Source organism: Nostoc sp. FACHB-888 (assembly GCF_014696655.1).
GTDB lineage: Bacteria > Cyanobacteriota > Cyanobacteriia > Cyanobacteriales > Nostocaceae > Nostoc.
In genome coordinates this window covers 77,871-102,473 of the sequence record NZ_JACJQM010000022.1, presented here as the reverse complement: position 1 = coordinate 102,473, position 24,603 = coordinate 77,871, and the positions used below count along the sequence as shown (strand labels likewise).

Below are 24,603 nucleotides of genomic sequence, written 5' to 3'. Positions count from 1 at the left end.
CATTTAATTTTGACATTTTCCAGGTCAAATCGCCGTTGTGGAATGAGAGATTTTAACTCAACTCCGATTCTTCAGAAAGGAAAACGACAAGTTTGTGTGGTAAGACAGCTTTTACCCGAATTTATCACGCACAGGGTGGGAAGTGTGAGAAGCTACGAAAGCATAATTCTGTTTCCTCCCACACCCCACACTCCTTGGATTTATTACTTGTGAGAAATCCAGGTTTTAGGGTGGATATTGTAAGAGGTTGTTTGAAAAGTGGTTGACTGTGATTTTAGGCACTAACTGATCCGCCCGATCAAGCCTTAAAAAGGGGGGAAGCGGAATCAAAGTCCCCCAATTTATCGGGGGATTTAGGGGAATCTAGAATGTTTTGTTACCGAGAAGAAAACTTTTCAAACATCCTCTAAAGCTTGACTGTAGTATGTTGTAAAATAAAAAGTCGGTGCAATGGCATTGTTAGTTGATGCAATAGCATTGTTAGTCGATGCAATGGCATTGTGAAAGGTTGCGTTTACATAACACAATAATAGAAAGACTAAACTGCAAAACGCTATAACTAAAGCTTTTTCTCTTGATCAAAGCAGTTTATGTACTTTTGATTACAAAAATAGACAAAATTTAAATTTTTTTCAGAGGAAGTAGCAGTAACCTCGAAATTATGAGTTAATTCTTTGGCTCATACTAGTGGGCTATTAGCATCATCTCTGCAATAAGCATCCAAAACACGGATTTATCAAAAGTAAAAAATCTTCCAACCAAAATTTAATTAGAGGACTACAGCAATGAAAGTACTCTTACTTTACCCCCGCTTTCCCAAAACCTTTTGGTCTTACGACGAATTCATGAAGATAGCGGGACTTAAGGCATCTATTCCACCGTTAGGGATTCTGACTGTTGCCGCTATGCTACCAACAGACTGGGAAGTTCGGTTTTATGACCGCAATGTTAATCAAGAAACCGATGCAGATTGGCAATGGTGCGACCTTGTGATTCTTTCTGCGATGCTTGCACAGAAAGAAGACTTTCTCGCCCAAATTCACAAAGCAGCGCAGCTGGGGAAAAAAGTTGCTGTAGGTGGCCCTTATCCAACCTCAGTACCAGAACCTGCACAAAAAGCAGGAGCTAACTATTTGATTTTAGATGAAGGGGAGATTACAGTTCCGCAATTTTTAGAAGCGATCGCTAAAGGTGAAGAACAAGGAATTTTCCGCGCTCTTGAAAAACCAGATGTAACCCAAAGCCCCATACCTCGCTTTGATTTACTCAAGCGAGATGATTACTTAATGATGGCAATCCAGTTTTCTCGCGGTTGTCCTTTTGAATGCGAATTTTGTGACATCATCAATCTTTACGGTCGCAAACCACGTACTAAAGAACCCAGTCAAACCTTAGCAGAACTGCAAACCCTTTATGATTTAGGCTGGCGCGGATCTCTGTTCGTAGTGGATGATAACTTCATTGGCAATAAACGCAATGTGAAACGCCTTTTACAAGAATTAATTCCCTGGATGCAGGAACGCAATTATCCCTTCACCTTTTTAACCGAAGCTTCCGTTAATTTAGCAGAAGATACTCAGCTATTAGAATTAATGGTTAAAGCTGGCTTCTATGCAGTCTTTTTGGGTATTGAAACACCAGATCAAGACAGCCTCCAAGTCACTCGCAAGTTTCAAAATACTCGCAATCCCCTTTTAGAAGCCTGTCGTACCATCAATCAAGCTGGATTGTTAATCTATGCAGGATTTATCATTGGTTTTGATGGAGAAAAAAGTGGCGCAGGTGAGCGAATTCAAGCTTTTGTCGAAGAAACGGGCATTCCTCAACCGATGCTCGGTATACTGCAAGCCCTTCCCAATACTGCCCTTTGGCAAAGACTAAAACAAGAGGAGCGATTATTAGAAGGATTTAGAGGTTTGGAGGTAGGGGATCAGAATTCCTTAATGAATTTTGTTCCTACCCGGCCGATGGCTGAAGTTGCTAAAGAATATTTAGAGGCAATTTGGAGAATGTACGAACCCAAAAACTATCTCCGACGTTGTTTTGAACAGTGCCTCAAGATTACACCTAATCCCCAACTACAACAGACAATGTATTTTCCTCCTGGCAAAGGACTGCGGCTACTTGCACACTTGCTTTGGCGACAAGGTTGGCAACGGCAGGAAATTCGGGGTCAATTTTGGCAACAGCTTTGGGCTATTCTCCGCACCAAGCCCCAATTCGTGAATATGTATTTAGGTTTATGTGCTGCTGGCGAGCATTTTTGGGAGTACCGCCTTTTAGCCAGAGAGCGCATTACTGAGCAGTTAGGATTTGATCCGCTAACCACGCCTACCTCTGTTGAAAAACCATTAGTCACAATTTAAGAGAAGTTTAACAGCAATATAGCGGATTTAAACTTCGTGGAGTACACAACCTAAATCTTAAAACAAGTTTTAAGTTGAGCTTATGTGGGTTTCTGCAAAAACTATACAATGCTTGATACATTTCAGGCTATATATCACACAGAAGCAGACATCAATATCAAACAAAAAATGCAAGGAACCCAACTTTCTTTTTTTCCTAACGAGGAAAATCACTCTACTATAAAGCAAAAAAAACCTAAATTAGGACGTTATGAACGTATCAAACGAGAACTAGATCAAAATGACTCCGATCCATACAAAATATTCATTGATGTTGATTCTGTACCAAATGCACCATCTAATTACACCTTCATGGATCTGTTTTGTGGAGCAGGAGGCATAACACAAGGACTAGTTCAAGCTGGATTTAAACCCTTAGCTAGCGTTGAAATCAACCCAATCGCTTTTGCTACCCATAAAAAAAACTTTCCTCAATGTCATCACTTTTGTGGAGATATCGAACAGTTTGATTCTCGTAATTGGCTACAACAAATCGGCTTACCTGAAGTAAATCTTATTATAGGTGGCCCGCCATGCCAAGGTTTCTCGGTAGCAGGAAAACGTGATCATAAAGATCCCCGCAATCGTTTATTTTATGAATTTGTGCGTGTTGTATCAGAAATACGTCCTTGGTATGTTGTTATGGAAAACGTTCCAGGCATTCTGACTATACAAAATGGAGATGTAAAAAAAGCAATTATCGAAGCTTTTAAATCTATTGGTTATCCTAATATATCTATTGCAATTCTTGAATCTGCTGCCTATGGAGTGCCACAAATTCGACCAAGAGCTATTTTTATAGCTAACAGATTTGGAATGCCAAATCCCTATCCCAAGCCTCAGTTATTACCTGAAGAATACAAACCTATTGAATCAGCTATTTTTGATTTACCAGCATATACCCCAATACCAGAGATAAACCATCAGTGGACGAAGCATTCACCTGAGTATATGGAGCGAATTGCTAAAGTACCTCCAGGTGGCTCATTATATACAAAATATGTTGATGCTTTCAAACGGCAATATCCTGGTAAACCCAGTATGACTGTTAAAGAGAACCACGGTAGTACTCATATTCATCCTTATCTCAACCGTGTTATTTCCGCTCGTGAAATGGCACGATTACAGACATTTCCAGATTCATTTCTTTTTGAAGGTTCTATGAAAAAAGCTATGTGGCAAATTGGAAATGCTGTACCACCACGTCTAGCAGAGTGTATAGGCTACGCACTTATTCCTTATCTAACTGATATTGCTCTGAATCCTTACAATAAAGGAGAATTCTTAGAACTAAAGAAGCTGGTATATTAGATACAGAATTAGCTGATTTTCTAAAATGGCGATCGCAGTAATCTTTCTCAGCAAATCCTAAAATTCAATTTCCCTTTTCTGCCAAACCAACTTGTCCTCCAATTAGCCCCAAAAACCCTGTTCCAGAGTGCTGAATCTCCAAAAAACTTGCTTGTTCTGGTGAGGTTTTGTAAACTCTAAATGTCTTCATAATTCCCAAAGTGGCAGCACTTTCTAAAGGCCCAACAAAGCTAATATCCCGATCAAGGAAATAAGCTTGATTAGCCCAATGAGCCATTTGATTTGCATTTAAAAAATAGCAGCCTGCGTGAGGATTGAGGGCACGAGAAAAGGTAATTGGTGCATTCATAATTATACCCTTGAGTTCCGGTTGCTCCTGCACATTTTGAAAGGGAGCAGTTACTCGCAAAGCCAAATCCCCATCAATATAAGCTTTGTGAACCAGGCCGTGAGGGGAGACTTCATAACGATTTGGCTGGAGCAAGTTTAAGTTACCCGCTTGTTGAGTAAACCAGTTTAATTTGATAAAAAACCAAGGATCATAAATAATTAGATCATCTTCAAGAAAGCAATAATAATCATACTTACCCTGACAGCTTTGTAGAACAACTTGGCACTCAAACCCCAAAAGCAGAGGTTCTACATTAGTAGAATGATGCTTATATAAATGGGATGGCAAAAGAAGCTGATTCAGAAGATGATTATCTTTGGTTGTACAAATAACAATATCTAGTTCGTGCGACTGAGGCTGGTTAGCAGGGAAAGCTAGCCGTTGAGCAATGTTGATGATACTTTGAGATTTACCAAATAGTTGGTGTAAGGCGGTAAGGCTTTTAGTTAACGCCTGCAAGCGGGGTTGTGGGTCTTTGCGTTGAGAAGCATGACGACCCTCAGTGTTAGGTTTGAAAAAATGGGCAATAGTAAAAAGAATCCGCATTTTAAATATCGCTTTTATAGTTCTTTGTTCTTTGTCCTTTGTCTTTTGTTAGTTGTAACTAATGACCAATGACTAATGACTTTTGCCAAATCCTTTAGAAACTGAGCGCTTTTTCAAACTTTCAGAACTTTTACCAGCGAACATCCATTGCAAATGCTGTGGTAACAGTTTCGCTAAATCATAACGCTTCAAAATTGTCTCTCGCGCATTTGCACGAATTGCTTGCATCTCTTGAGGATTATTTAGCGCCTCTTCAACCCGATTAGCAACATTTTGAGGAGAAAAGAAATCTACCAACAGTCCATTTACTCCATCTTGGATGACTTCTAATACTGGTGGAGTCTTAGAGGCTATTAGTAAACATCCTGCTGCCATGACTTCTAACATTGACCAAGATAAAACAAAAGGACGAGTTAAATAAATATGGGCAGAAGAAGCTTGCAAAACTTGAAGATATTCATTGTAAGGAAGCCTATCTGTAAAGTGCAACCTCGATAAATCTAAAGATGATTTTAATTTTTCTAGCATTAATTTTTTATAAGTCTGACCATCGGGGAGATTCTTGCCATAAGCCACCCGATCTTCTCCGACAACTACCACATGGCACTTAGGTCTTCGCTGCTGAATTAGTGCTACTGCTTCCATAAACTGCGGAAAACCTCTATAAGGTTCCATCCCCCGTCCCACATAAGTTACTAACTCTTCTACATGGGAAAGATCAAGATTTATTCTTGGTAGAACTAACTTTGCACCTGGTTTGGGAACAAAATATTTGGTATCAACACCATCATGAATTACAGTGAGTTTGCTATGATATTCTTTGGGAAATTGTTGACGTTGCCAATTCGTCGGAGAAAGACCGCGATCGCAGCTATATAAATCAGTCAAAATTGGCGCATTTTTCACGCGGATGCGGCATTCATCATCAGCATTCAATGGTTCATTGGGATCAAAATCTGCATCCGAACCGTGAGCATGGTAAAACCACTCAAAGTAACATAATAATTCTGCTTTGGGAAAAATATCTTTCATAAATAAAGTCGGCCCCCAACCAGAATGGCCATAAACTATATCTGGAACGAAACCCTCAGCTTTTAATTTTTCTGCCACGCGATAGACAGCCTGCGCGGTGAGAACAGCATTTTCTAGGTTGCGAACGTAATGGTGAGTTTGGGGAGCCGCTTCACGAGAAGGAGCGTAAATAGCTTTGTAAACGCCAGGTATTTCCCCTTCAGGACGATTTGTTCCAAAGACGACTTTATGATTAGGATCTTTACCTAAAACCATTGCTAGGTTGCGAAATTGCGAGGGAAAATTGGGATGTAAAAATAAGATTTTCATTAGAATAATCTTGATTAATTTATTGCCAAGTAAAATAAATTAAGACAAGCTGTTTAAGATTATAAGATTATTTTTCACGATTTTTAGCAAGTAAATTTAGGTAAATCGTTGCCTCATAGTGCGAAAATAATCGCAAATTCGTGTTATAACCATGAAATTTATTGGCATTGATTTAGGCTGGAAATCTCAACCAAGTGGACTATGCTGTTTAGAATGGATAGATGAACAACTTCAACTACTTGATCTAGACCGTAAAGAAGCCATTGCAGACATCCTCACCTGGATTGATCAAATTGTACAACCAGACGAACCAGCCATCATCGCCGTAGATGCGCCTACCCTCATACCCAACGCCACCGGAAGCCGCCTCCCCGATAAACTCAGCCACAAGTACTTTGGCAAATATCATGCAGGATGCTATCCAGCTAATCAAAACCTACCCTTCGCCGATCGCACCATCAACTTTGGCTTAGAATTAGAATCACGCGGTTTTGCACACGCACCCACCATTGAACCGCAAAAACTTAGCCGATATCAAATAGAAGTCTTTCCCCACCCAGCAATCGTTAACCTATTCAATTTAGAACGCATCCTCAAATACAAAAAAGGACGCGTCAGTGAACGCCGTCTAGAACTAATTAAACTCCAAAATTATCTTCTCGATATCCTCCCCTCCTGCTCTCCTCCTCTGCGTCTGTGCGGTTTGTTCCTTCTTGAAATCCCCACCACAGGCGCAGCCCTCAAAGCAACTGAAGATCAACTAGATAGCTTAATTTGCGCTTACGTTGCTGCATACTGGTGGTATTGGGGAGAACAACGTAATTTAGTATTAGGCGATCGCACCACTGGCTACATTATCATCCCCCAAAGAATATAATTATTTTCGGGGCGTAACTGCATTGCACAATAAAAGGCGTTGCTAAACTTAAATCAGCAACGCCTAATCTTGAGTATTCAATAATTACTCAGCACTCTTACTCTGCCCAAGCAATCAACCTTGGTTCATAGGGATTAGCCAGGTGTGGATTTTTTGGCAATACACGCAAAGACAAACCTTGTAAACCAGAAGCAGTATAGGTGATATTACCCGTGTAAATGCTCAATTGCTGTCCATCTTCACCTTGATAATCCATCACCACTGGCACAGCGTTGACAATATCACCATTGGCATCGATCGCACCTTGATATAACTCCACCTGCACATCATCATTGGTCAAAGTTGCCAAGTCAACCTTGGCTTTGACGGCAACGGTTTGGTTAACCTCAATATCTGAAGCTGCCGATACGTCAACATCTTTGATTCTGATGTTGAACCAGTGTTCGCTTAGTTTTTCTTTCCAAGCAGCTAATTCTTTAGCTGGAGCATAGTTATCAACAGTCAGGGTATGATAGCGATCGCTGGCTGGGAAATAAGCCCTTTGTGCATATTCTCCTACCATCCGCGCTGTATTAAAGAATGGACAATTCAACCGAATTGCATCCTTCATTTTGGCAACCCACGGACGGGGTAAGCCATCACTATCCCGATGTTCATAAAATAAAGGTACAACTTCCTTCTCTAACAATTCGTAGAGAGCATTTGCTTCTACTTCATCTTGATAGTTAGGATCGTCGTAATTCTCTCCATGTCCAATCGCCCAACCTGTGCGGACGTAATCAGCTTCATCCCACCAGCCATCTAGTACACTTAAATTTGGCAATCCATTCATGGCTGCTTTCATCCCGCTGGTACCAGAGGCTTCCCGTGGGCGACGTGGTGTGTTTAACCAGATATCGCAACCCGCAACCATCAACCGAGATATGTGAATGTCGTAATTGGGAACAAATACTACCTGTTTTTCTAAATGTTGTTCGCGGATAAAATGATTGATCTCGCGGATAAGTTCTTTACCGGGGATATCCTTGGGATGTGCCTTACCAGCAATCACGAATTGCACTTTCCGGTCTTTGTTAGCCAGCAAAAGCCGCTTAATCCTTTCCACATCACGCATCCAAAGGGTGGCGCGTTTGTAGGTGGCAAACCGACGGGCAAAACCAATGGTGAAAGCGTAGGGATCTAAAACTTCTTGGGCTTGGGTAATTTCGGAGGCAGAAGCGCCGCGATCCGTCAAATGCTTGACCAAATGATCCCGCACATACAAAATCATGTCTAAGCGGCAGCGTTCGTGATTGCGCCATAACTCTTCATCGGGTATAGCATCCATTCGCTCCCACAATGGGCTATCTGGTGGTGCTGATGACCAATTTGGCCCGAGGTAGCGATCGTACAACTCTTGAGTTGATTTCGCAACACAACTCCGAGCATGCACACCGTTGGTAATTGCAGCGATTGGTACTTCCTCTACTGGCACTTTCTGCCACAAGCCCTGGAACATTTGCCGCGACACCACACCATGCAGTTGTGCTACACCGTTAGAAAAGGTTGCCATTTTCAGCGCCAGCACCGCCATACTGAAAGGCCCCGATAAATCGCCTGTATTCTCGCGCCCAAGTCCTAAAAATTGCTCTTTGGGCAACCCAAATATCTCTGCATAGTACCCTAGGTAATACAGCATTTTTTCGGGAGCGAACAAGTCAATTCCTGCCGGTACTGGTGTGTGGGTAGTAAATATATTACTGGAAGCCACTACCTGTTTAGCTTGGGGATAATTCAGTCCTTCCTCCTGAATCAGTAAACGGATGCGTTCTAGAGCAGAGAAGGCGGCGTGACCTTCATTCATGTGATAAGCTGTGACTTTCAGCCCCAAGGCTTTAAGCATTTGTACACCACCGATCCCCAGCATAATTTCCTGGTGGATACGCATATCGATGTCGCCACCGTACAGCTGATCTGTGATGTCTTGGTCGTAAGTGTTGTTGGGTTCAATATTGGTATCCATCAGATACAGGGGAACCATTCCTACCTGTACACGCCAAACTCTGGCATACACCTTGCGCCCTGGATAATCCACCGCAATCCGCAGTTCTGAACCATCGGGATTACGCTCTAGATGCAAGGGCATATTGTAGAAATCGTTGAGCAAGTAGCGTTCTTGCTGCCAGCCATCAGCATTGAGATACTGGGCAAAGTAGCCTTGCTGATACAGCAAACCTACACCCACAAGCGGTAGCCCCAAGTCACTAGCAGATTTGAGATGATCCCCCGCCAGAACACCCAAGCCCCCAGAATAGACGGGCAAACAATCTACAAGTCCAAATTCCGCCGAAAAATAGGCGTAGCATTCTTTTGGTTTCTGCTCTCGTTGTTTCTGATACCAAGTCCGCTCTTGCAAATAATCGTCTAATTGACGGTCAGATCGATCCATTTGTGCTAAGAAGCCTTCATCTTCGACAACTTCCAGAAGCCGCGATTGAGAGATTGTTCCTAACATTAACACCGGGTTATGATGGCTAGACTCCCAGAGGTCAGAGTCTAAGCGACGAAATAAATCTTTAGTTTCAACGTTCCAATCCCAGTGCAAGTTATATGCCAGCCGCCGTAGTGGTTCGAGTCGCGGCGGTAGTGAAGGGGATACGTTAAATGTGCGAATTGGCTGCATAAGTTGGCAAAACTCCAAGTTTAACTATGGTTATTGTTTACTCTCTTTACCAATGTTGCCAATTCTTTATACAGTAGTTTGTGACAAAGCGATGACTTTGTTAAGCATTGAGAATTATTTTTAACCTCGTTGCTAAAGTTTACACCAAGGTGTTTCTAATTCTATGCCTTAGCCTCAGCCATATACTTGGTATATTAAAATTTAATCATTTAGTGCCATATATCACTTAAAAAAATTATAGTTTTGAACAAATAATTTATATTTATTTTAGAATTCATTGCGGGGATCAATTATAAGGTCTTGGCTGAGGGGGAAAATTCCTCATAACTGCATCAAGGAAGAGTTAATAATTTAATTATTTTTTAATAAAAGTGTTTTAGCACAGAGGCAATATAAGAAAAAAGACTTAGCTATAATTCTTCGGTTAAGGTTAGCTTAAGGTGATGCGACGCCGATAGCGTATCCCTACGGGGAAGCAAGCTACGCACAGCGTCTCGTAGTCGTAGACATCGCGTAAATAAAACCATGTAAAAATAATACCAAGCAGTTAACTAAGAAAAGCGATGCCTGTTGCGAGCTACGCCTATGCTAACTACTTGGTATAAATCTTTTGGTGCTAATGCAGGGAAATAACTTGCGACGGTGTTATTTTATGCGCCTAGTGAAGGCTGATCTTTGGTATTTTTTGTCATTGACAAAGCTACAGCTGCTGCATAAGCAATCTCCGCTGCCATTTGATAAGCAAGTTTGATACTAGATGAAGTGTCCTTGGCTTTAGGAGAGGGGGAAGCTTTTTTTCGGCGTGATTCTTGTTTGACATCACCTGCGGCAATAGATCGCTGTAAAATGATCCAGGCATCTAGGTCTTCTGAGTCATAATTACTTTGAAGTTGCGATCGCAGTTGATCTTCGGCTACAACACTCAGATAGCCGGTAGTTAGAGCTTCTTGGACAATTTCTTTAATTAAAGCCATAATTAGAACCAAGTATGTGAGTTAAAACCGATACCTTAATGTAGGCATTTGATATTATTTTCTGGACTTCTCCTGGAAACTAAGTTACTTTTTAGTCTTCTTTCAATAAAATTTATAATGAGTAGTGCCAAGCACGCATCACCCGCTTGGCTCACCCGAATGGGTGATTTACACATTTTTAGATACAAGTAATAAATAAGAAGAAAATTTTTAGCTTTTTAACGAAGAGAGCGTCATAAGTATAGTAGATATCATTCTGACTTGAACACCTAATGATAACATTACTTCAACAAGCAACCGTAGAAACATAGACATAAATAGCAATTAACCGCTTAAAACATTTTTAAACTTACCTTTTTCAATAATTTTCTCTAAGTGTATAAAAATATTTCAGAGTAGCGCAGGCTTTGCCCGTTATAGGCACCGCTCTAGTAAAAAAGTTAACTGATTTTTGTTATTGTCATCAATAATTAACTTGAAAATCAACTTATTTAATAATAGTGTCCCACTTAAAATAAAATGTGTTATCGTTAAAAACAATTGTTATTAAAAGCAATTTATGTAATCATAAACATGAATTGGTTAGTCTGTAAATCATCCGTGTGCAACATGATTGGAGCAGCATACTCTAGAAATTCGTTGCAAGAAAGCCGTCATAGCAGTCGGGGAAGCGCTTACTTGTTTGCACCGATGGTTAACTTCAATGTGATGGCTGATGTAGGAGATAATCCACCCTAATTAGATTTTATTTGGGCAATAAAACCCATAAAAATTTAACAATAATTACATTTTTATGCTAGGCAGAAATTTTATCTGATCTTATATAGTCTAGTTAAATGTATTTTTTGTTGCAAAATAGCTTGTGGAACTGAATTGTTTCAAAAGGCTAAAACCGTTTGAGATAAATTAGCCTCAAAGTAAACAATTTTATCCCTATTTACGTAACAAGCTTTGCAAATTTGCCCAATAACCAAAACAGTAGCCTATCTAAACCAGCAAATTTTACTATCAGACAATTTAATAGTCTGGGGTTTAACCCTGCAATGCACTGAGATTGTTTTATTAATTGATCTGGTGAAAAGAAGCAAAATTGTTACGTGCTGTGACTGGTACAAAAGCTTCTAGGAACCTAACGCAATTGTGCATATCAATTGAGTAATTCTATCGCACCTAAGTTAAAGAATTGCTCACATAGTCAAAGCTAGGCTCTGGTTTTTCAACATTTGGAAAACCATCTAAAAATATGGTTAAATTTCGGTAATAGTGCCACTTCAAGTTATGTGTTAATAATTACAAAACTTGTTGGTATTTGCATAAGCTTAGGATAAAACCACAACACATCAATCCTGTCAAAAACAATTAATTGAAGAGATATGTAGCTATGCATAACAAGCAATATTTTTCAAAATTGCAGCGCGTGCAAGAACTTTTAGTAACTACTATGTTAGGTGATATTCCTACCCTTATTCTGGGGCCAAAGTTGCGTAATTTGGGATATCGTAGTATTTTTGCCCAGATAGGCAGCCCAGTCTATATTCAAAATGGTGTTGAATTTAACGGTAGTTGCTGTATTGAGATAGGTAGCGGAGTATATATTTTCAAGGGTGTGCGGATGGATGCTAGAGGACACAAAAATAATAGAATTTATCTAGGAAATAGAGTTGCTATTGAGCGTAACGTTGATATAGGGTCTTTGGACAATACGTGTATACATATTGATGAAGACACCTTTATTGCCCCGAATGTGTGTATTGAGGGGCCAGGAGACATTAAAATTGGTAAACACTGCTTAATAGCTGCCCATTCAGGGATATATGCTAATAATCATAATTTTGCCGATCCGATGAAGCCGATTAAATACCAAGGTGTTACTCGTAAGGGAATTGTGATTGAGGATGACTGTTGGCTAGGGCATGGAGTAACAGTATTAGATGGCGTTACTATCGGCAAAGGCAGTGTTATTGGTGCGGGAGCAGTTGTCAATAGAGATATTCCCCCTTTCTCCGTTGCTGTAGGCATACCTGCACGAGTAATCAAAAACCGAATTGGTAAAAACCTCGCAAAACTTCAAATTGAGAAATAGGGCATGGGGCATGGGGGATAGTAAATATCTCCCCTGTTACCTTTTTGGGAAACCTTTGCCGTCAGTTAGCGTCACAGGAGTAACCCCAGTCTCCAGAGTCCTCTCAAAAAGGGACGAGATTTGGGTAATATAAAGGAGCTATCTTTTCTGCATGGCAGATCCTGAAAGAAAAGCTTTCTTTGTCTTACCCCTTGGAGATATTTCTATGGTGACTTTAAAAATCGCTGTTTATATTGTTGTTGCCTTCTTCGTAACTATCTTTGTCTTCGGATTTTTGTCAAACGATCCAGCTCGTAACCCCGGCCGTCGGGACTTAGAGTAAAAGGGTGATAAATCATCCGCGACATTAGAAGGCGGAAGATACTAAATGCCACGGAAACTTACTAAACTCTCGCCTAGTAAGTTTCCTCTCCAAGTGGCTTGCTACCGGTAGCAGAAGGCGACAGTCGGAAGGCAAAATGTATATTCATCCTTCCGTCCGTCATTTGGCTGTTTGTTAGCCCGATTATGCTCAAATATGCTTCATCCAGTTCTGCCGCCCGATCCGCCTCCTATCCTCGAATCTTTACAACCTGTAAATCACGCCTCATCTGCTAGTTATCCAAAATTTCTTTCAGTTGTAGAGACTGGAATGCAGGAAAAGATAGACAAATCCGAGCAGCTCAAGGATTTGCCTCAATCGGCAATTGCGGATGACACCAAGAGTGATCCGCAATTGCCAAGTTTAAACAACTCAACTCAGGATGACTTGGTAGTTGCCGAAATCCCCTCCGTACCTCATCCGCCAAAAGTTTCGCCCATAATTGGCTCTGGAAATGCTGCACTTTTGGGAAAATCGCTGATTGTTGGTTATCCTACGCAGGAGGTTAAAACCTCTAATCGCCAAGATAAAGAAGAGACAAAGACAAGTGCGAGCGCCGGCGTTCAGCGCTCACAAATTCTTCTAAGAGCAGCGTTACGCAAACGGGAAACGGAACGAGAAGCTACTGCGTTGCCAAGAAAAGTTAGAGCAGAGGTTTCCTCTGTAGCCGCAAAAGGTGAACCTTCTCAAAAACTCAAAGAGCGATTACCAAATTCAAGCTCTAGTGGAGAAAAACAAACCTTATTGGATGGTAGCTTTAGCTATAGAGTTTCCCCAAGTCCCCTTGTCGCTCAATCTTTGCGTCCTCTTCAAATTGTCCCAAGTGTCGCAAATAGCAACAAGTTAGTCGAATCAAAGGCGGGAATTTCAGCTGAGAAATTAACCCAGCAAAAACAGCAAAGTGATATTACTGCACCACAGTCTTTAGGAACAGATAATATCTCTGTATCTGCTGCTGATCTTGCATCGAATTCTCAATCAGTACAAAATTTTATAAAATTCAAGTCTCGTAACCCAACAAACCAACTCTCAGCACCCATCACTGTAGAATTCCAGTCCCAAGTTCAACAACCAACTAAAGCACCAACGCCTACACCAGAGGTAGACACCACTAATCAACCGCTTGCGCCCACTAGCACGCCGCCAGTCCAGCCGAGAGTTGTAGAAGTCACTTCAGATCGGCAAGAGTATGACGAGCAACGGCGAATTATTACAGCTGTTGGCAATGTAGTTGTGCGGTTTGATGGGGCCGTGGTGGATGCCGATCGCCTGCAAGTCAATTTAGACAACTTGATTGCTGCGGGAGAAGGCAACGTAACTTTAACACGGGGCGATCAGGTACTGCGCGGACAACGCTTTACCTATAACTTTGTTCAAGATAGTGGGGAACTGCTAAATGGTAGAGGAGAAATTTATGTACCCTCAGCCCAAACAGATTTTGCTTTCTCACCCACGGGTATAACTGCTGGTGGAGTTCCAAAACGTCCGCCCAGCGATCGCATTAGAGCCAATCAGCCCGTTTCCGGTGTGAGTAGTCCTGGAGGAATTGATGTGACATTTGGTGGTCAGGCAGATGCTGCCAACATCCCGCCACCAAAAGCAGGGGGTGCAGTCAATAGGCTCAGGTTTGAAGCTGAAAACATTGACTTTTATCCGCAAGGCTGGCAAGCAAGAGATGTCCGCATCACCAATGATCCTTTTTCGCCCCCAGAATTAGAGTTACGCGCCGATAAAGTAACTCTGACGCGAGAGACACCCTTGGTAGACCGCATCAGGACACAGGGGCAGCGTTTGGTATTGGATCAAACAGTCTCCTTGCCAATTCCGATAAATGAACGGACTATTGACCGCCGGGAGCGGGATGTTACACCTGCAATAGTTTCCCCCGGCTATGATGGAGAAGATCGGGGTGGTTTGTATATTGAGCGTGGCTTTCCAGTGATCGATACAGAGCAAACACGCTGGACAATCACGCCCCAGTTGCTAATACAGAGAGCTGTGCAAGAAGGCCCGGATAACTTAGGCGCACTGTTTGCTGCGAAAACAAGGATAAATTCTGTTTTGAGTCCACGAGCAGTACTTGAGGGGACTGGAGAGTTAACTAGTTTTGACTTGAACAAGGTAGAAGAAAATTTGCGGGCGAGGTTAGGATTGCGCCAGATATTAGGGACTTCCCTTCCCCACATTTTGGATCTGGAATATAGCTACCGCACTCGCTTTTACAATGGTACTCTTGGCTTTCAAACCGTTCAGAGCAGTCTTGGCGGTATTGTTACCTCTCCCGTGATTCCTTTAGGCAAGAGTGGTATCAACCTCACCTATCAAGCAAGCGCTCGATATATCAATGCCAACACCGATCGCCAAGACTTACTAGAGCCGGTGCGGGAAAACGATCGCATTTCACTAGGTCGTTTACAAGGTAGTGCTGAACTCAGTAAAGGGATATTACTGTGGCAGGGAACACCATTACCACCCACTGCCACTGAGGGGTTAAGATACACAGCTACCCCTGTAGTTCCTTACTTGCAGGCGATCGCTAGACTTACAGGCACTAGCAGTTATTACACCAATGGTGATAACCAAAGTACCCTAACTGCTACAATTGGCTTACAAGGTCAAATTGGTCATTTTTCTCGGCCTTTTTTCGACTATACCGCCTTTAATATTAGTTACTCTCAAGGCTTAAACAACGGATTATCACCCTTTTTGTTTGATCGCTCCGTTGATAACAAAGTGTTGAGTGCTGGGATATCACAGCAAATCTACGGCCCTTTTCGCTTAGGCTTTCAAACATCTGTTAACTTGGATACTGGGAAAGAAACTAGCACGGACTACATTTTAGAATATAGCCGTCGCACCTATGGGATCACCTTGCGTTACAATCCGGTGCTGGAGTTAGGCGGTTTCAGCATCCGAATTAGTGATTTTAACTGGGGTGGTGGCACTGATCCATTTTCTGAAGTTAGACCAGTCGTAGGTGGTGTAGAACAGGATTATTAGTCAAATAGTTATTAGTTCTCGTCAGTCGATACAATTAAGTAGGTGGGTGGTAAAATTCGTATCACTATACTTTGACAGTAATCTTTTCACGGACGACATCTTTACCGGAAATTTGTTGCTCTGCGAGTTCCCGATTTGATATTAGAATCAACTCTATCGCTTCCCGTAGACTTTCTCTAGCTTGTTCCAGAGTTCTCTCTTGTACATTAGCGCCGGGTAACTCCTGAACGTAGCCGATATACCAATCATCTATTTTTTCATATACAGCAGTAAAAAAGTTTTCCATATAATTTTCTCTTGAATGTTACGAAATATCAAATATTGAAGTACACCTTGAATATCAAACCTGGTTTCATTCACTTTACGCGTTTCGTTAATATGTTTTTTAGCAACTTATTGATTTACCCAATTAGTGCAGTACAAAATTGAATTTTCAACCCAATATTCTCTACCAAGTTTAATCAATCCTCGCTCTAATTTGTTTTTTGCAAGGGGATTGTGTAGTAACACAAAATCATCTCCCAACTCCTGTGGACTATTGAGAGAATCTACACCTACACATGAATATAGCACTGCACTTATCCCATCATACTGATTATTCAGGAAAATATTTGTTGTAACTGAAAAACCAGATACTTTACTTACTTGATCTTGATACTCATAAGATCGGTCTAAAATTTCATGTTTCTCAACATCTATTATTAGAGTTTCATTGCCAAAAGGAAGGACACTACGAATAATTCTGGGAATATCAGTTTCCCGTCTAGCAGATGGTATCGCACTGCCATTGATTGCGATAATGTAGCAATCATTTGGCTTAACTATTTGATTTAATATATATTTTTGATATTTTTTGTTGTATTTTTCTTCAATAGCTGAACGATAACGTAATTTAATCTGATCATCAGGAACTCGTCTAGTAGTTCGATCTTGCAGCTCTGTAACAGCGTCATTTCCTTCACCTGCTTTTGGTGCTACTGCTTCAATCCAAATATCTACCTCTTCTTTTGAGATACGTATATCTGGCCCTTGATCATCTGAACTAATTGAAAATCCTTTTGCAATCAATGAACACGTCAAGTACATTTCCCATATACGTTGCTTAAAATTTTTTCTACTTTCCAATAAAAAATGCGTATCTGCATATTGTTTATACTCTGACCACATTTCTTCAATAAATGCTTTATCTTGTGAAAATCTTGGTTCATCTCTAATAATATTGTATTCGTTGTCTTTAGCAGCCTCATCACAAAAGAATAAAGTCATATATTTTTTAGTTCAACAATTAAGTAAAGTGCATTAACAATGCCTAACGTACACAACTCACTAAACCGTCACACCCTCCAACTCCTCATCTGTCAACTCATACAATTGCCGCAACTTATCTAACTTATCAGCATCAGCTTCCCAGAAACCGCGCCCATGCGCCTCCAACATTCTCCCTAAAATATTGCGAAAAGCTTCAGGATTTGCCTTACGTAATTTATCCGCCATCTCTGCATCTAATGCATAAGTATCAGCCGCTTGGTCATAAACCCAATCATCGGTAAAATCGGCAGTACCACCCCAACCAATCAACGCCGTCATCCGTTGGGAAATTTCAAACGCACCACCAGAACCTTGATTCGCCATCGCTTGCGCCCATTTAGGATTTACCAACTTGGTGCGATACTCCATTCGCAGCAAATCATCTAAATTGCGGGGTGTAGTATCCTTCGAGAAACTTTCCACAAAGCTGGTTGTAACTTTCTTACCGCTTTGTTTTTCTGCTGCCTTTTTCAAACCGCCAGTATTGGCGTAATATTCTTGAATATCAGTTAAACCATATTCTACCGAATCGATTTCTTGAACAATGCGATCGCTAGTTTTTAACAATGTATTCAAAATTTCCGGTCTAGCTTGACCTTTATCTTCTCTCCCGTAGCTAAACACATTGCGACTTTGCCAAGTATTACCTAACTCCTCACCAGATTCCCAGTTACCATCAACCACTCTATCATTCACCAAAGAACCAAAATCACCCGCCGGATTAGAAAACAATCTCGCTGATGCATTTTCCACACCTTGGGCTTTCAAAGCTAAAGCGTGTCTTTTAATAAAATTTTGATCATCCGGTTCATCAGCATCAGCCGCCCGTTGAAATAAATCATCCAACAATTCGATGATATTTACAAAACTATCCCGGAAAATTCCAGACAAATTACCCAACACATCAATTCGGGGATGTGCAACTTCCATCAACGGCTTTAATTCATAACGAACAATTCTGCCAGTTCCTTCCTTAACAGGTTCAGCCCCCACCAATTCCAACAGAATCCCCAAAGATTCACCCTTAGTTTTAATCGCATCCAATCCCCACAACATCACCGCCACCGTTTCTGGATATTTCCCATATTCATCCAAATGCTGGGCGATAATTTTTTGAGCAATTTCTCGTCCCCGTTCATAAGCAGCAGGTGAAGGCATCCGATAAGGATCTAAAGCATGAATATTTCTCCCAGTTGGTAACACACCAGCCCCATCCCGCAATAAATCACCACCAGGCGCAGGCGGAATATATTCCCCATTCAACCCCCTTAACAAATTCGTTAACTCATCCGTAGATTGCATCAACAAATCTTTGATTAGTTTTTCTTCTTCTCTTTCTTCTTGATTCTCACCAAAATAAGCTTCCAAATAAGAAGCCAATTCCTCTTCATTCGGTGCTTCTCCCAACGTATGCAACCCAGAAGAAAACAACCGATTTTCTAAAACTTGTAAGTATTTGTACAACTCCACCAAATAATCATCAAAAGCATGACTGCTAAACATCCGCACATTTTCGGGAGTAAACGCAATTCCCAACCGTTTAGCATCCTCAAACGGACAATCTGCATCTAAACCAGAGTCCACAATTTTTTTACAAATGCCTTCCTTCAAAACATAATTCTTTTGCGGATCTTCACGATACTCCGAAATCAAATCCCGCAATGCTACCAATTCTTTATATAAACCTGCGCGACCATAAGGCGGTACATTATGGGAAATTAATACACCATAACCGCGACGTTTTGCCAACATCGATTCAGAAGGATTATTCGCCGCATATATATATAAATTAGGCAAATTTCCTAACAGGATATCCGACCAAGAATAACCCGTATTACCCAACGGAGAACCAGGCAACCATTCCACCGTTCCATGCATCCCAAAGTGAACGATAGCATCAGCTTGAAACTCATTTTGCAGCCATTTATAATAAGCTGCATATTGGGGATGGGGCGTTAAATCTCGTTCAAACATTAAGCGCATCGGGTCGCCTTGTATACCCAAAGGTGGTTGTACACCTATCCACACATTTCCTAATTGCACACCGCCAATCTGAAATTCATCGCCATAGGTTTTAATTCCAGTTCCCGTGAGAGATTTCCATTGTTTTTCGATGCGGGAGGTTTGCAGATATCCCAACCATTTTTCTAAGGTACGGGCGCTAACTGACGCGGGGATATTTTTTGTATCATCAATTTCATCCGCTTCTTTCACCCAGCGAATCAATTCTTCCCCATCTTCTGGTAAATCTCCCACGGTATAACCTTGTTCTTTAAGTGCGTGGAGAAACTTCAGCAAACTACGCGGCACATTTAATAATGCAGCAGTACCTACAGCACCATAACCTGGGGGAAATCCATATAAAATGATGGCAATCTTTCGTTCCGATGCAGCTTTTTGCCGCAAAGCCACCCAAGTTTTTACCCTACCAATTAATCGCTGCACCCGTTCAGGAACCAGATAAATATTTTCGCCCACCAAACCACCGAGGGGAACGGTATCAATAGCCCCATCCAATTCTGGTAATGCGTACAACACCACACTTTGCAATCCGCCGACACCTTGGCGCGTCCACGAGGAAATATCTTGAATTAATAATGGTGCGGCAACAATATAAGGTATATTTTTGGCAGTGAGGATGCGTTTTGCTACTTCTATCTGACGGCCAGCTTCCATTGAACCAGCCGGGCCACCCACGAGAGGAAAGCCAATTGTAGAGACGATCGCATCTACTTTTACTGCTTCACTTGATAGTGAGGGAGTTTCTATATTACCTAGTTGTCGTTGCTGAATTTCATAGTCGGTTGTCATTAAATCTCGTACCGCTACGTGTCCTTCTACGCCATTGATGAAAATGGGCAAAGGAGTTAACCCAGCTTCTTCAAAACTGCGAATCAGTTGGGGAATGTAGGGTTGTTTGGTGATGACGTGTTTTCGGTAAAGTAAAATTCCGATAACTGGGGAGTGGGAAATTTTCTTGATTCCCTTTTTCTCATACCATTCCAGGTATGCTTTTGGCGATTCAAAAAACCCTTGATAGTCGGGATGGAGTAATCCTATATTGGGGGTTTCGATTAGCGGGGGAATGTCACCGACTTTTAAACCTAAGTATTTTTCTGCCAGTGTCCAGAATAATGAAGCGACGTTTTCTGGGCCGCCAGCATTCCAGTAACCATAGATAATTAACCAGTTGCGTAAGTCTTGGACTTTTTGCACTGGGACATATTTTAGTAGTTTGGGGCCAATTTTTAAGAAGCTAATGTAACCAGCAAGTTTATCTTCTTCTCGTCCGTTGCTAAATTTGTCGAGGATGAATTTAACTGGTTTGGGCATTCCTTTAGGTTTGTCGCCGATAGCAAAGTCACCCAGCTTGGTTAAACTCATCAATTCCAAGGCTGACTCAAAGACTAAGCGGATGGGAATTTGGGCAATGCGATCGCGCAACCACACAACCTGGTCATAATCAAATAGGAGGCTACCGAAAAACACATCAGCGCCATCAAGTGCTGCTTCTACCTCGGTGCGTTGACTGGTAAGATTGCGATCGCTAAATACCCGAATATCCAACTCAGGACAGCGAGAGTTAGCCAAAAAAGCTGCTTTTCTATACAAGTCAGCGTTAAACGATTCAAACCCAGCAACCAAGACGATGCGTTTCATGCCTGTAAGCTACGAAATATTTCTTTACTTAAATTTTAAACTCGCTTTCAGGCTGATTGTTAAATATCTACCGACAGATTCCGGTCATTCAGCCGTACTAGTACACAATGACGAGAATAAACATACTTTTAAGTGAGATACAAAATTCAGGACTCATGTATCAGATATCAAGAGTTTCTACCTCCTGACTTCTGCCTTCTGCCTCAAAACCTGTGACTTTGTATTTCATGCAAAGGAAAACTACTGTAATAAGGCTGAAAAGCCTGTGTCATCAGTTTTCTTCTTTCTACCCCTCTGCTTCTGTGCCCCTTTGCCTTCTTGCACTAGGTACATTTGTCATAGCTTTCTACTTTTGCAAAGCGTTATTATTTTAATGATATGGGTAATTGCTGCATTTCAGTTGATTGTAGCAATTACCGGATCTTCCTGATTTTGATAAACTGTAAGGGTTGTGTTTTTTCTTTCAAAAAGCTTTGCAAAAAATGGGTTTTTTCCATAAACTCTGCTTACAAAGTTCGTAAAAAACTTATTTTATTTACCAGTGTATTAATACTGAAAACAATGTGGATATTTCCAACAAGTACTTAAACAAATTTATTAACAAAACTTTGCCTCTATAAGTAGAAAAGTTTTGAATTTGTCTGAAAATAACTAACTTGAGGGTTAAATCATGAAATTTGGAATTGATAGCGGGCACAATTGCCCACCAGACACAGGAGCTAGAGGCATTAAAGTTGAGGATAATTTAACTCTAGATGTAGGTAATAGAGTTATATCCAAGTTAAGAGCTTTAGGACATGAAGTCGTAGTATGTAAACCAAGTAGTGCTCGTACAGTAACTGAATCACTTTCCAAAAGATGTGCTACAGCTAATGCGGCTAGAGTAAATGTTTTTGTCTCAATTCATTTTAATGCTTTTAACCGACAAGCTAATGGCACAGAAGTATTTGCAACTAGTGAGAATGGCAGAAAAATCGCTAAACCTGTATTAGATGAAATCGTCAAATTGGGATTTTTTAATCGCGGTGTGAAGAGTGGTTCCCACTTGTATGTCCTGAAAAATACAGATATGCCTGCGATTCTCGTAGAATGTTGCTTTATTGATTCACAAAAAGATATCAATCTTTTTAATCCAGAAACAATGGCTAATGCGATTGTTAAAGGCTTAACTGGTAAATTGCCAAGTGTTCCTGTTAATCCCGTACCAGATGAAGAAGATAATGTAGATGACACTATTCTCAGACTGCAAAAAGCCTTAAATCGACTCAAAATAACTGATAGAAATGGTAGGGCGTTAGTAGAAGATGGCTTCACCGGGGCCAATACAAAATCTGCCGTAGAAAAATTCCAGACAATTGTCGGGGTTCAACCGACTGGAATTGCTGACTCAACTACATGGAATGCCATAAATGTAATTTTGGCAAAACGAATTATTCGAGCAAACCATGCTGGTGGTGCAGTTGTCAGATACTTGCAATACCGATTAGGTGTTGAGAATGATGGTGTCTACGGGCCGCAAACAGAGGTTGCTATTAAGAACTTTCAAAAGCAAAATGGTTTAGATGCCGATGGGATTTTCGGCCCTGCTAGCTGGCAGAAATTAATTGGTTAGATTAAGGAGTAGGTATTGTTTGTAGTTGGTTGTTTAGGGCGAAAGCACCAACTACGAACTTATGACTCTTGGCTAATTTGTGAAGGTTCTCAATAGTATTAGCTATTATGCTATTACCCTTATTTGTAAGGATGTTTAGGGAGGATCGAGTTTTAACCCAAGCTTATTAACCCACAAGCGATCGCATGAAACCGTTGATCTAGAATAATTAAAATAAATAACAGGGCGTAGGAAGTCACCTATGCTGCTGACAGAAATATGTTCAACTTAACCAGGTTCACGTTTGATAACTATCAATCGCACTTGGCCACAGGTAATTTCCTATCGCTCTGGTGATTTTTTGGCGGTGAAGTTTCGCCAAACCTATAAAAGTAAAGGGCTTTTTAAGCCTATAACAATTGTTACTATTTTGTTGTATAAGTAGACACAATTCTTCTGACTTGCAAATTCATTTTCTTATCTTACTTCATTTTTGCAGATTTGTTACAAAAATTGTGTTTAGCTTTGCTTGTACAAAGCATCTGTCAGCTGATGTTTTTGATTAAATAGCGATAAAAACGCCAGTAATACAACTCCTATAGTGGCGATCGCAGTTCCCGATGCTTGTGCAAAAATAATTACAATTTGATAGCGGATAGCATCTACAGGACTAGCTCCAGCTAAAATTTGACCAGTCATCATTCCTGGTAGACTAACTAACCCCATCACCATCATTGAGTTAATTGTGGGAATCATCCCGATTCTTAATGCTTCTTTAATTGGTTGATGTGCAGCTTCCCAACGAGTTGCACCTAAAGTTAATAATGCTTCTACTTGTTCTCGACGATTAGTCAAGTCCTCCATAAAGCGTTCTAATGCTAGAGAAGTACCAGTCAGGGCATTACCTAAAATCATTCCTAACAGAGGAATGAGATACTGAGGATCATACCAAGGATGTACTTGAATAATCCCGCTAACAGTAAAGCCTGTAACTAAAAATGAACCACAAAAAAGCGAAACAAAATTATTCCAATAAATACTGGTAAACCGTCGGCGAGTTCGATTAACACTTGATATACCCGCCATAATCGTCATAGCTAAAGCTAAAGCTAAAATTAGTATTGGATTACGAAGAGTAAATACCCACTGTAATAAATATCCTACCAACAACAATTGCACTACCATGCGTAGTGAAGCAATTAAAAGGCTTTTTCCTAGTCCTAAATTTAAAGCGAATGAAAGACCTATATTAATGAGGATAAATAAAGCTGCTAATGCAAGTTGAGTGTAACTAATAGAAATATAACTGGCTGTCATTATTCGTTGGATTTTAAGTTAATTTGACGATGAGTAATACGCTGCAATTGTGCTGGATCGTGACTTGTCCAAAGATATGCTCGTTGGGGGTCTTCTTTTTGCCAAGCTGCAACCAAAGCTTCTAAACTATTGGCTGTTGCCATATCTAATGAGGCGGTAGGTTCATCAAGTAGTAATACCAAAGGCGAAAGTTGCAAAGCCCGCAGAAAAGCCAGAATTTGAGCCTCACCGCCAGAAATTGCGCTCACCGAACGTTGTAAAAAATCAGCAGGTTTATGTAAAAGCTGCAAATAATTAAGAATTAGTTGGCGATTATAAACTTGTTGACGATGGGTTGCCAAACGATAAACTTGTTTGAGGTTATCTTCTACAGTTCCTTCCCAAAGTGCAGGGCGCTGATGGAGATAGACAACTTGAGAGCGATATTGTGGTGTGTAACAAGAATCAATAGATTTTCCTTGAAAAAAGATGTAGCCTTCTTGTATTGGATCAAGATTAGCGATCGCTCTTAGTAGCTGACTTTTACCGCAACCGGAAGCGCCAACTACAGCAACGCGTTCTCCAGATAGTAGTTCAAGGTTTAAATTCCGCCACAACCATTTATTTTGGATTTTTTTACCTAAGCCTTGTACTGTTAAAATTGGAGCGTTAGTAAATGATTCTGGATTGGTGATAGAGCTTTTACTTAGTTGGTTGGACATTCAGCTTATTTATGGTGGTAACTTTATTTTCCTACCTCGACCGGGGATTTCAAAAATAAAAATTTTGTAGAGAAG

The 24,603-nt window shown here is 40.8% G+C and carries 17 protein-coding genes; 8 read left to right on the top strand and 9 right to left on the bottom strand.

Annotated features, from left to right (window positions below):
* Nucleotides 1-785: 785 nt before the first annotated feature.
* Nucleotides 786-2,366 (top strand): B12-binding domain-containing radical SAM protein, encoded by a 1,581-nt coding sequence (locus tag H6G26_RS16020; protein ID WP_190730200.1) that lies wholly within the window; start codon nucleotides 786-788, stop codon nucleotides 2,364-2,366.
* A gap of 108 nt (nucleotides 2,367-2,474) precedes the next feature.
* Entirely contained in the window at nucleotides 2,475-3,716 is a 1,242-nt protein-coding gene (locus H6G26_RS16015) for a DNA cytosine methyltransferase (RefSeq protein WP_242053735.1), read from the top strand.
* A 64-nt stretch (nucleotides 3,717-3,780) separates the two neighbouring features.
* Here H6G26_RS16015 and H6G26_RS16010 read toward each other — a convergent pair whose 3' ends face one another.
* Nucleotides 3,781-4,653, bottom strand: a complete 873-nt coding sequence (locus tag H6G26_RS16010) for a calcium-binding protein (protein ID WP_190730199.1) — start codon at nucleotides 4,651-4,653, stop codon at nucleotides 3,781-3,783.
* A gap of 72 nt (nucleotides 4,654-4,725) precedes the next feature.
* Complete coding sequence (locus H6G26_RS16005) at nucleotides 4,726-5,994, bottom strand: glycosyltransferase family 4 protein (RefSeq protein ID WP_190730198.1); 1,269 nt, start codon at nucleotides 5,992-5,994, stop codon at nucleotides 4,726-4,728.
* A gap of 151 nt (nucleotides 5,995-6,145) precedes the next feature.
* On the opposite strand from H6G26_RS16005, the gene H6G26_RS16000 reads away from it, so the two are divergent.
* Nucleotides 6,146-6,871 (top strand): DUF429 domain-containing protein, encoded by a 726-nt coding sequence (locus H6G26_RS16000; RefSeq protein ID WP_190730197.1) that lies wholly within the window; start codon nucleotides 6,146-6,148, stop codon nucleotides 6,869-6,871.
* Nucleotides 6,872-6,968: 97 nt separating this feature from the next.
* Here the strand turns inward: H6G26_RS16000 and glgP are convergent, their stop codons facing one another.
* Both glgP and H6G26_RS15990 read right to left on the bottom strand, forming a co-directional pair.
* Complete coding sequence (gene glgP, locus H6G26_RS15995) at nucleotides 6,969-9,533, bottom strand: alpha-glucan family phosphorylase (RefSeq protein WP_190730196.1); 2,565 nt, start codon at nucleotides 9,531-9,533, stop codon at nucleotides 6,969-6,971.
* Nucleotides 9,534-10,183: 650 nt separating this feature from the next.
* Nucleotides 10,184-10,507: a hypothetical protein gene (locus H6G26_RS15990; RefSeq protein ID WP_190730195.1), complete on the bottom strand. Its 324-nt coding sequence runs from the start codon at nucleotides 10,505-10,507 to the stop codon at nucleotides 10,184-10,186.
* 573 nt (nucleotides 10,508-11,080) lie between these two features.
* Between H6G26_RS15990 and H6G26_RS15985 the strand changes: the two genes are divergently transcribed.
* From H6G26_RS15985 to H6G26_RS15970, 4 genes are all read left to right on the top strand, one after another.
* Complete coding sequence (locus H6G26_RS15985) at nucleotides 11,081-11,245, top strand: hypothetical protein (protein ID WP_179063512.1); 165 nt, start codon at nucleotides 11,081-11,083, stop codon at nucleotides 11,243-11,245.
* A gap of 643 nt (nucleotides 11,246-11,888) precedes the next feature.
* Nucleotides 11,889-12,590 carry an acyltransferase gene (locus tag H6G26_RS15980; protein ID WP_190730194.1) on the top strand — a complete coding sequence of 234 codons (702 nt, stop codon included), beginning with the start codon at nucleotides 11,889-11,891 and terminating at the stop codon, nucleotides 12,588-12,590.
* A 205-nt stretch (nucleotides 12,591-12,795) separates the two neighbouring features.
* Nucleotides 12,796-12,912 (top strand): photosystem II reaction center protein I, encoded by a 117-nt coding sequence (locus tag H6G26_RS15975; RefSeq protein ID WP_190730213.1) that lies wholly within the window; start codon nucleotides 12,796-12,798, stop codon nucleotides 12,910-12,912.
* A 195-nt stretch (nucleotides 12,913-13,107) separates the two neighbouring features.
* A complete protein-coding gene (locus H6G26_RS15970) occupies nucleotides 13,108-15,951 on the top strand; it encodes a DUF3769 domain-containing protein (protein ID WP_190730193.1) in 2,844 nt (947 codons plus the stop codon).
* Nucleotides 15,952-16,015: 64 nt separating this feature from the next.
* Here H6G26_RS15970 and H6G26_RS15965 read toward each other — a convergent pair whose 3' ends face one another.
* The 3 genes from H6G26_RS15965 to bchH form a co-directional block, all read right to left on the bottom strand.
* Nucleotides 16,016-16,237: a type II toxin-antitoxin system HicB family antitoxin gene (locus tag H6G26_RS15965; RefSeq protein ID WP_190730192.1), complete on the bottom strand. Its 222-nt coding sequence runs from the start codon at nucleotides 16,235-16,237 to the stop codon at nucleotides 16,016-16,018.
* A 107-nt stretch (nucleotides 16,238-16,344) separates the two neighbouring features.
* Complete coding sequence (locus H6G26_RS15960; RefSeq protein ID WP_190730191.1) at nucleotides 16,345-17,217, bottom strand: hypothetical protein; 873 nt, start codon at nucleotides 17,215-17,217, stop codon at nucleotides 16,345-16,347.
* A 60-nt stretch (nucleotides 17,218-17,277) separates the two neighbouring features.
* Complete coding sequence (bchH, locus tag H6G26_RS15955; RefSeq protein WP_190730190.1) at nucleotides 17,278-20,919, bottom strand: magnesium chelatase subunit H; 3,642 nt, start codon at nucleotides 20,917-20,919, stop codon at nucleotides 17,278-17,280.
* Nucleotides 20,920-21,589: 670 nt separating this feature from the next.
* Between bchH and H6G26_RS15950 the strand changes: the two genes are divergently transcribed.
* The gene (locus H6G26_RS15950) at nucleotides 21,590-22,531 is read left to right on the top strand and encodes an N-acetylmuramoyl-L-alanine amidase (RefSeq protein WP_190730189.1); all 942 of its coding nucleotides are present in this window, start codon (nucleotides 21,590-21,592) and stop codon (nucleotides 22,529-22,531) included.
* 498 nt (nucleotides 22,532-23,029) lie between these two features.
* On the opposite strand, the gene fetB is transcribed toward H6G26_RS15950, so the two are convergent.
* Together fetB and H6G26_RS15940 are read right to left on the bottom strand one after the other, a co-directional pair.
* Nucleotides 23,030-23,827, bottom strand: coding sequence for an iron export ABC transporter permease subunit FetB (fetB, locus tag H6G26_RS15945; RefSeq protein WP_190730188.1), 798 nt, complete (start codon nucleotides 23,825-23,827; stop codon nucleotides 23,030-23,032).
* The gene (locus H6G26_RS15940) at nucleotides 23,827-24,528 is read right to left on the bottom strand and encodes an ATP-binding cassette domain-containing protein (RefSeq protein ID WP_190730187.1); all 702 of its coding nucleotides are present in this window, start codon (nucleotides 24,526-24,528) and stop codon (nucleotides 23,827-23,829) included. The genes fetB and H6G26_RS15940 overlap by 1 nt, the downstream gene beginning before the upstream one ends.
* Nucleotides 24,529-24,603 lie beyond the last annotated feature (75 nt).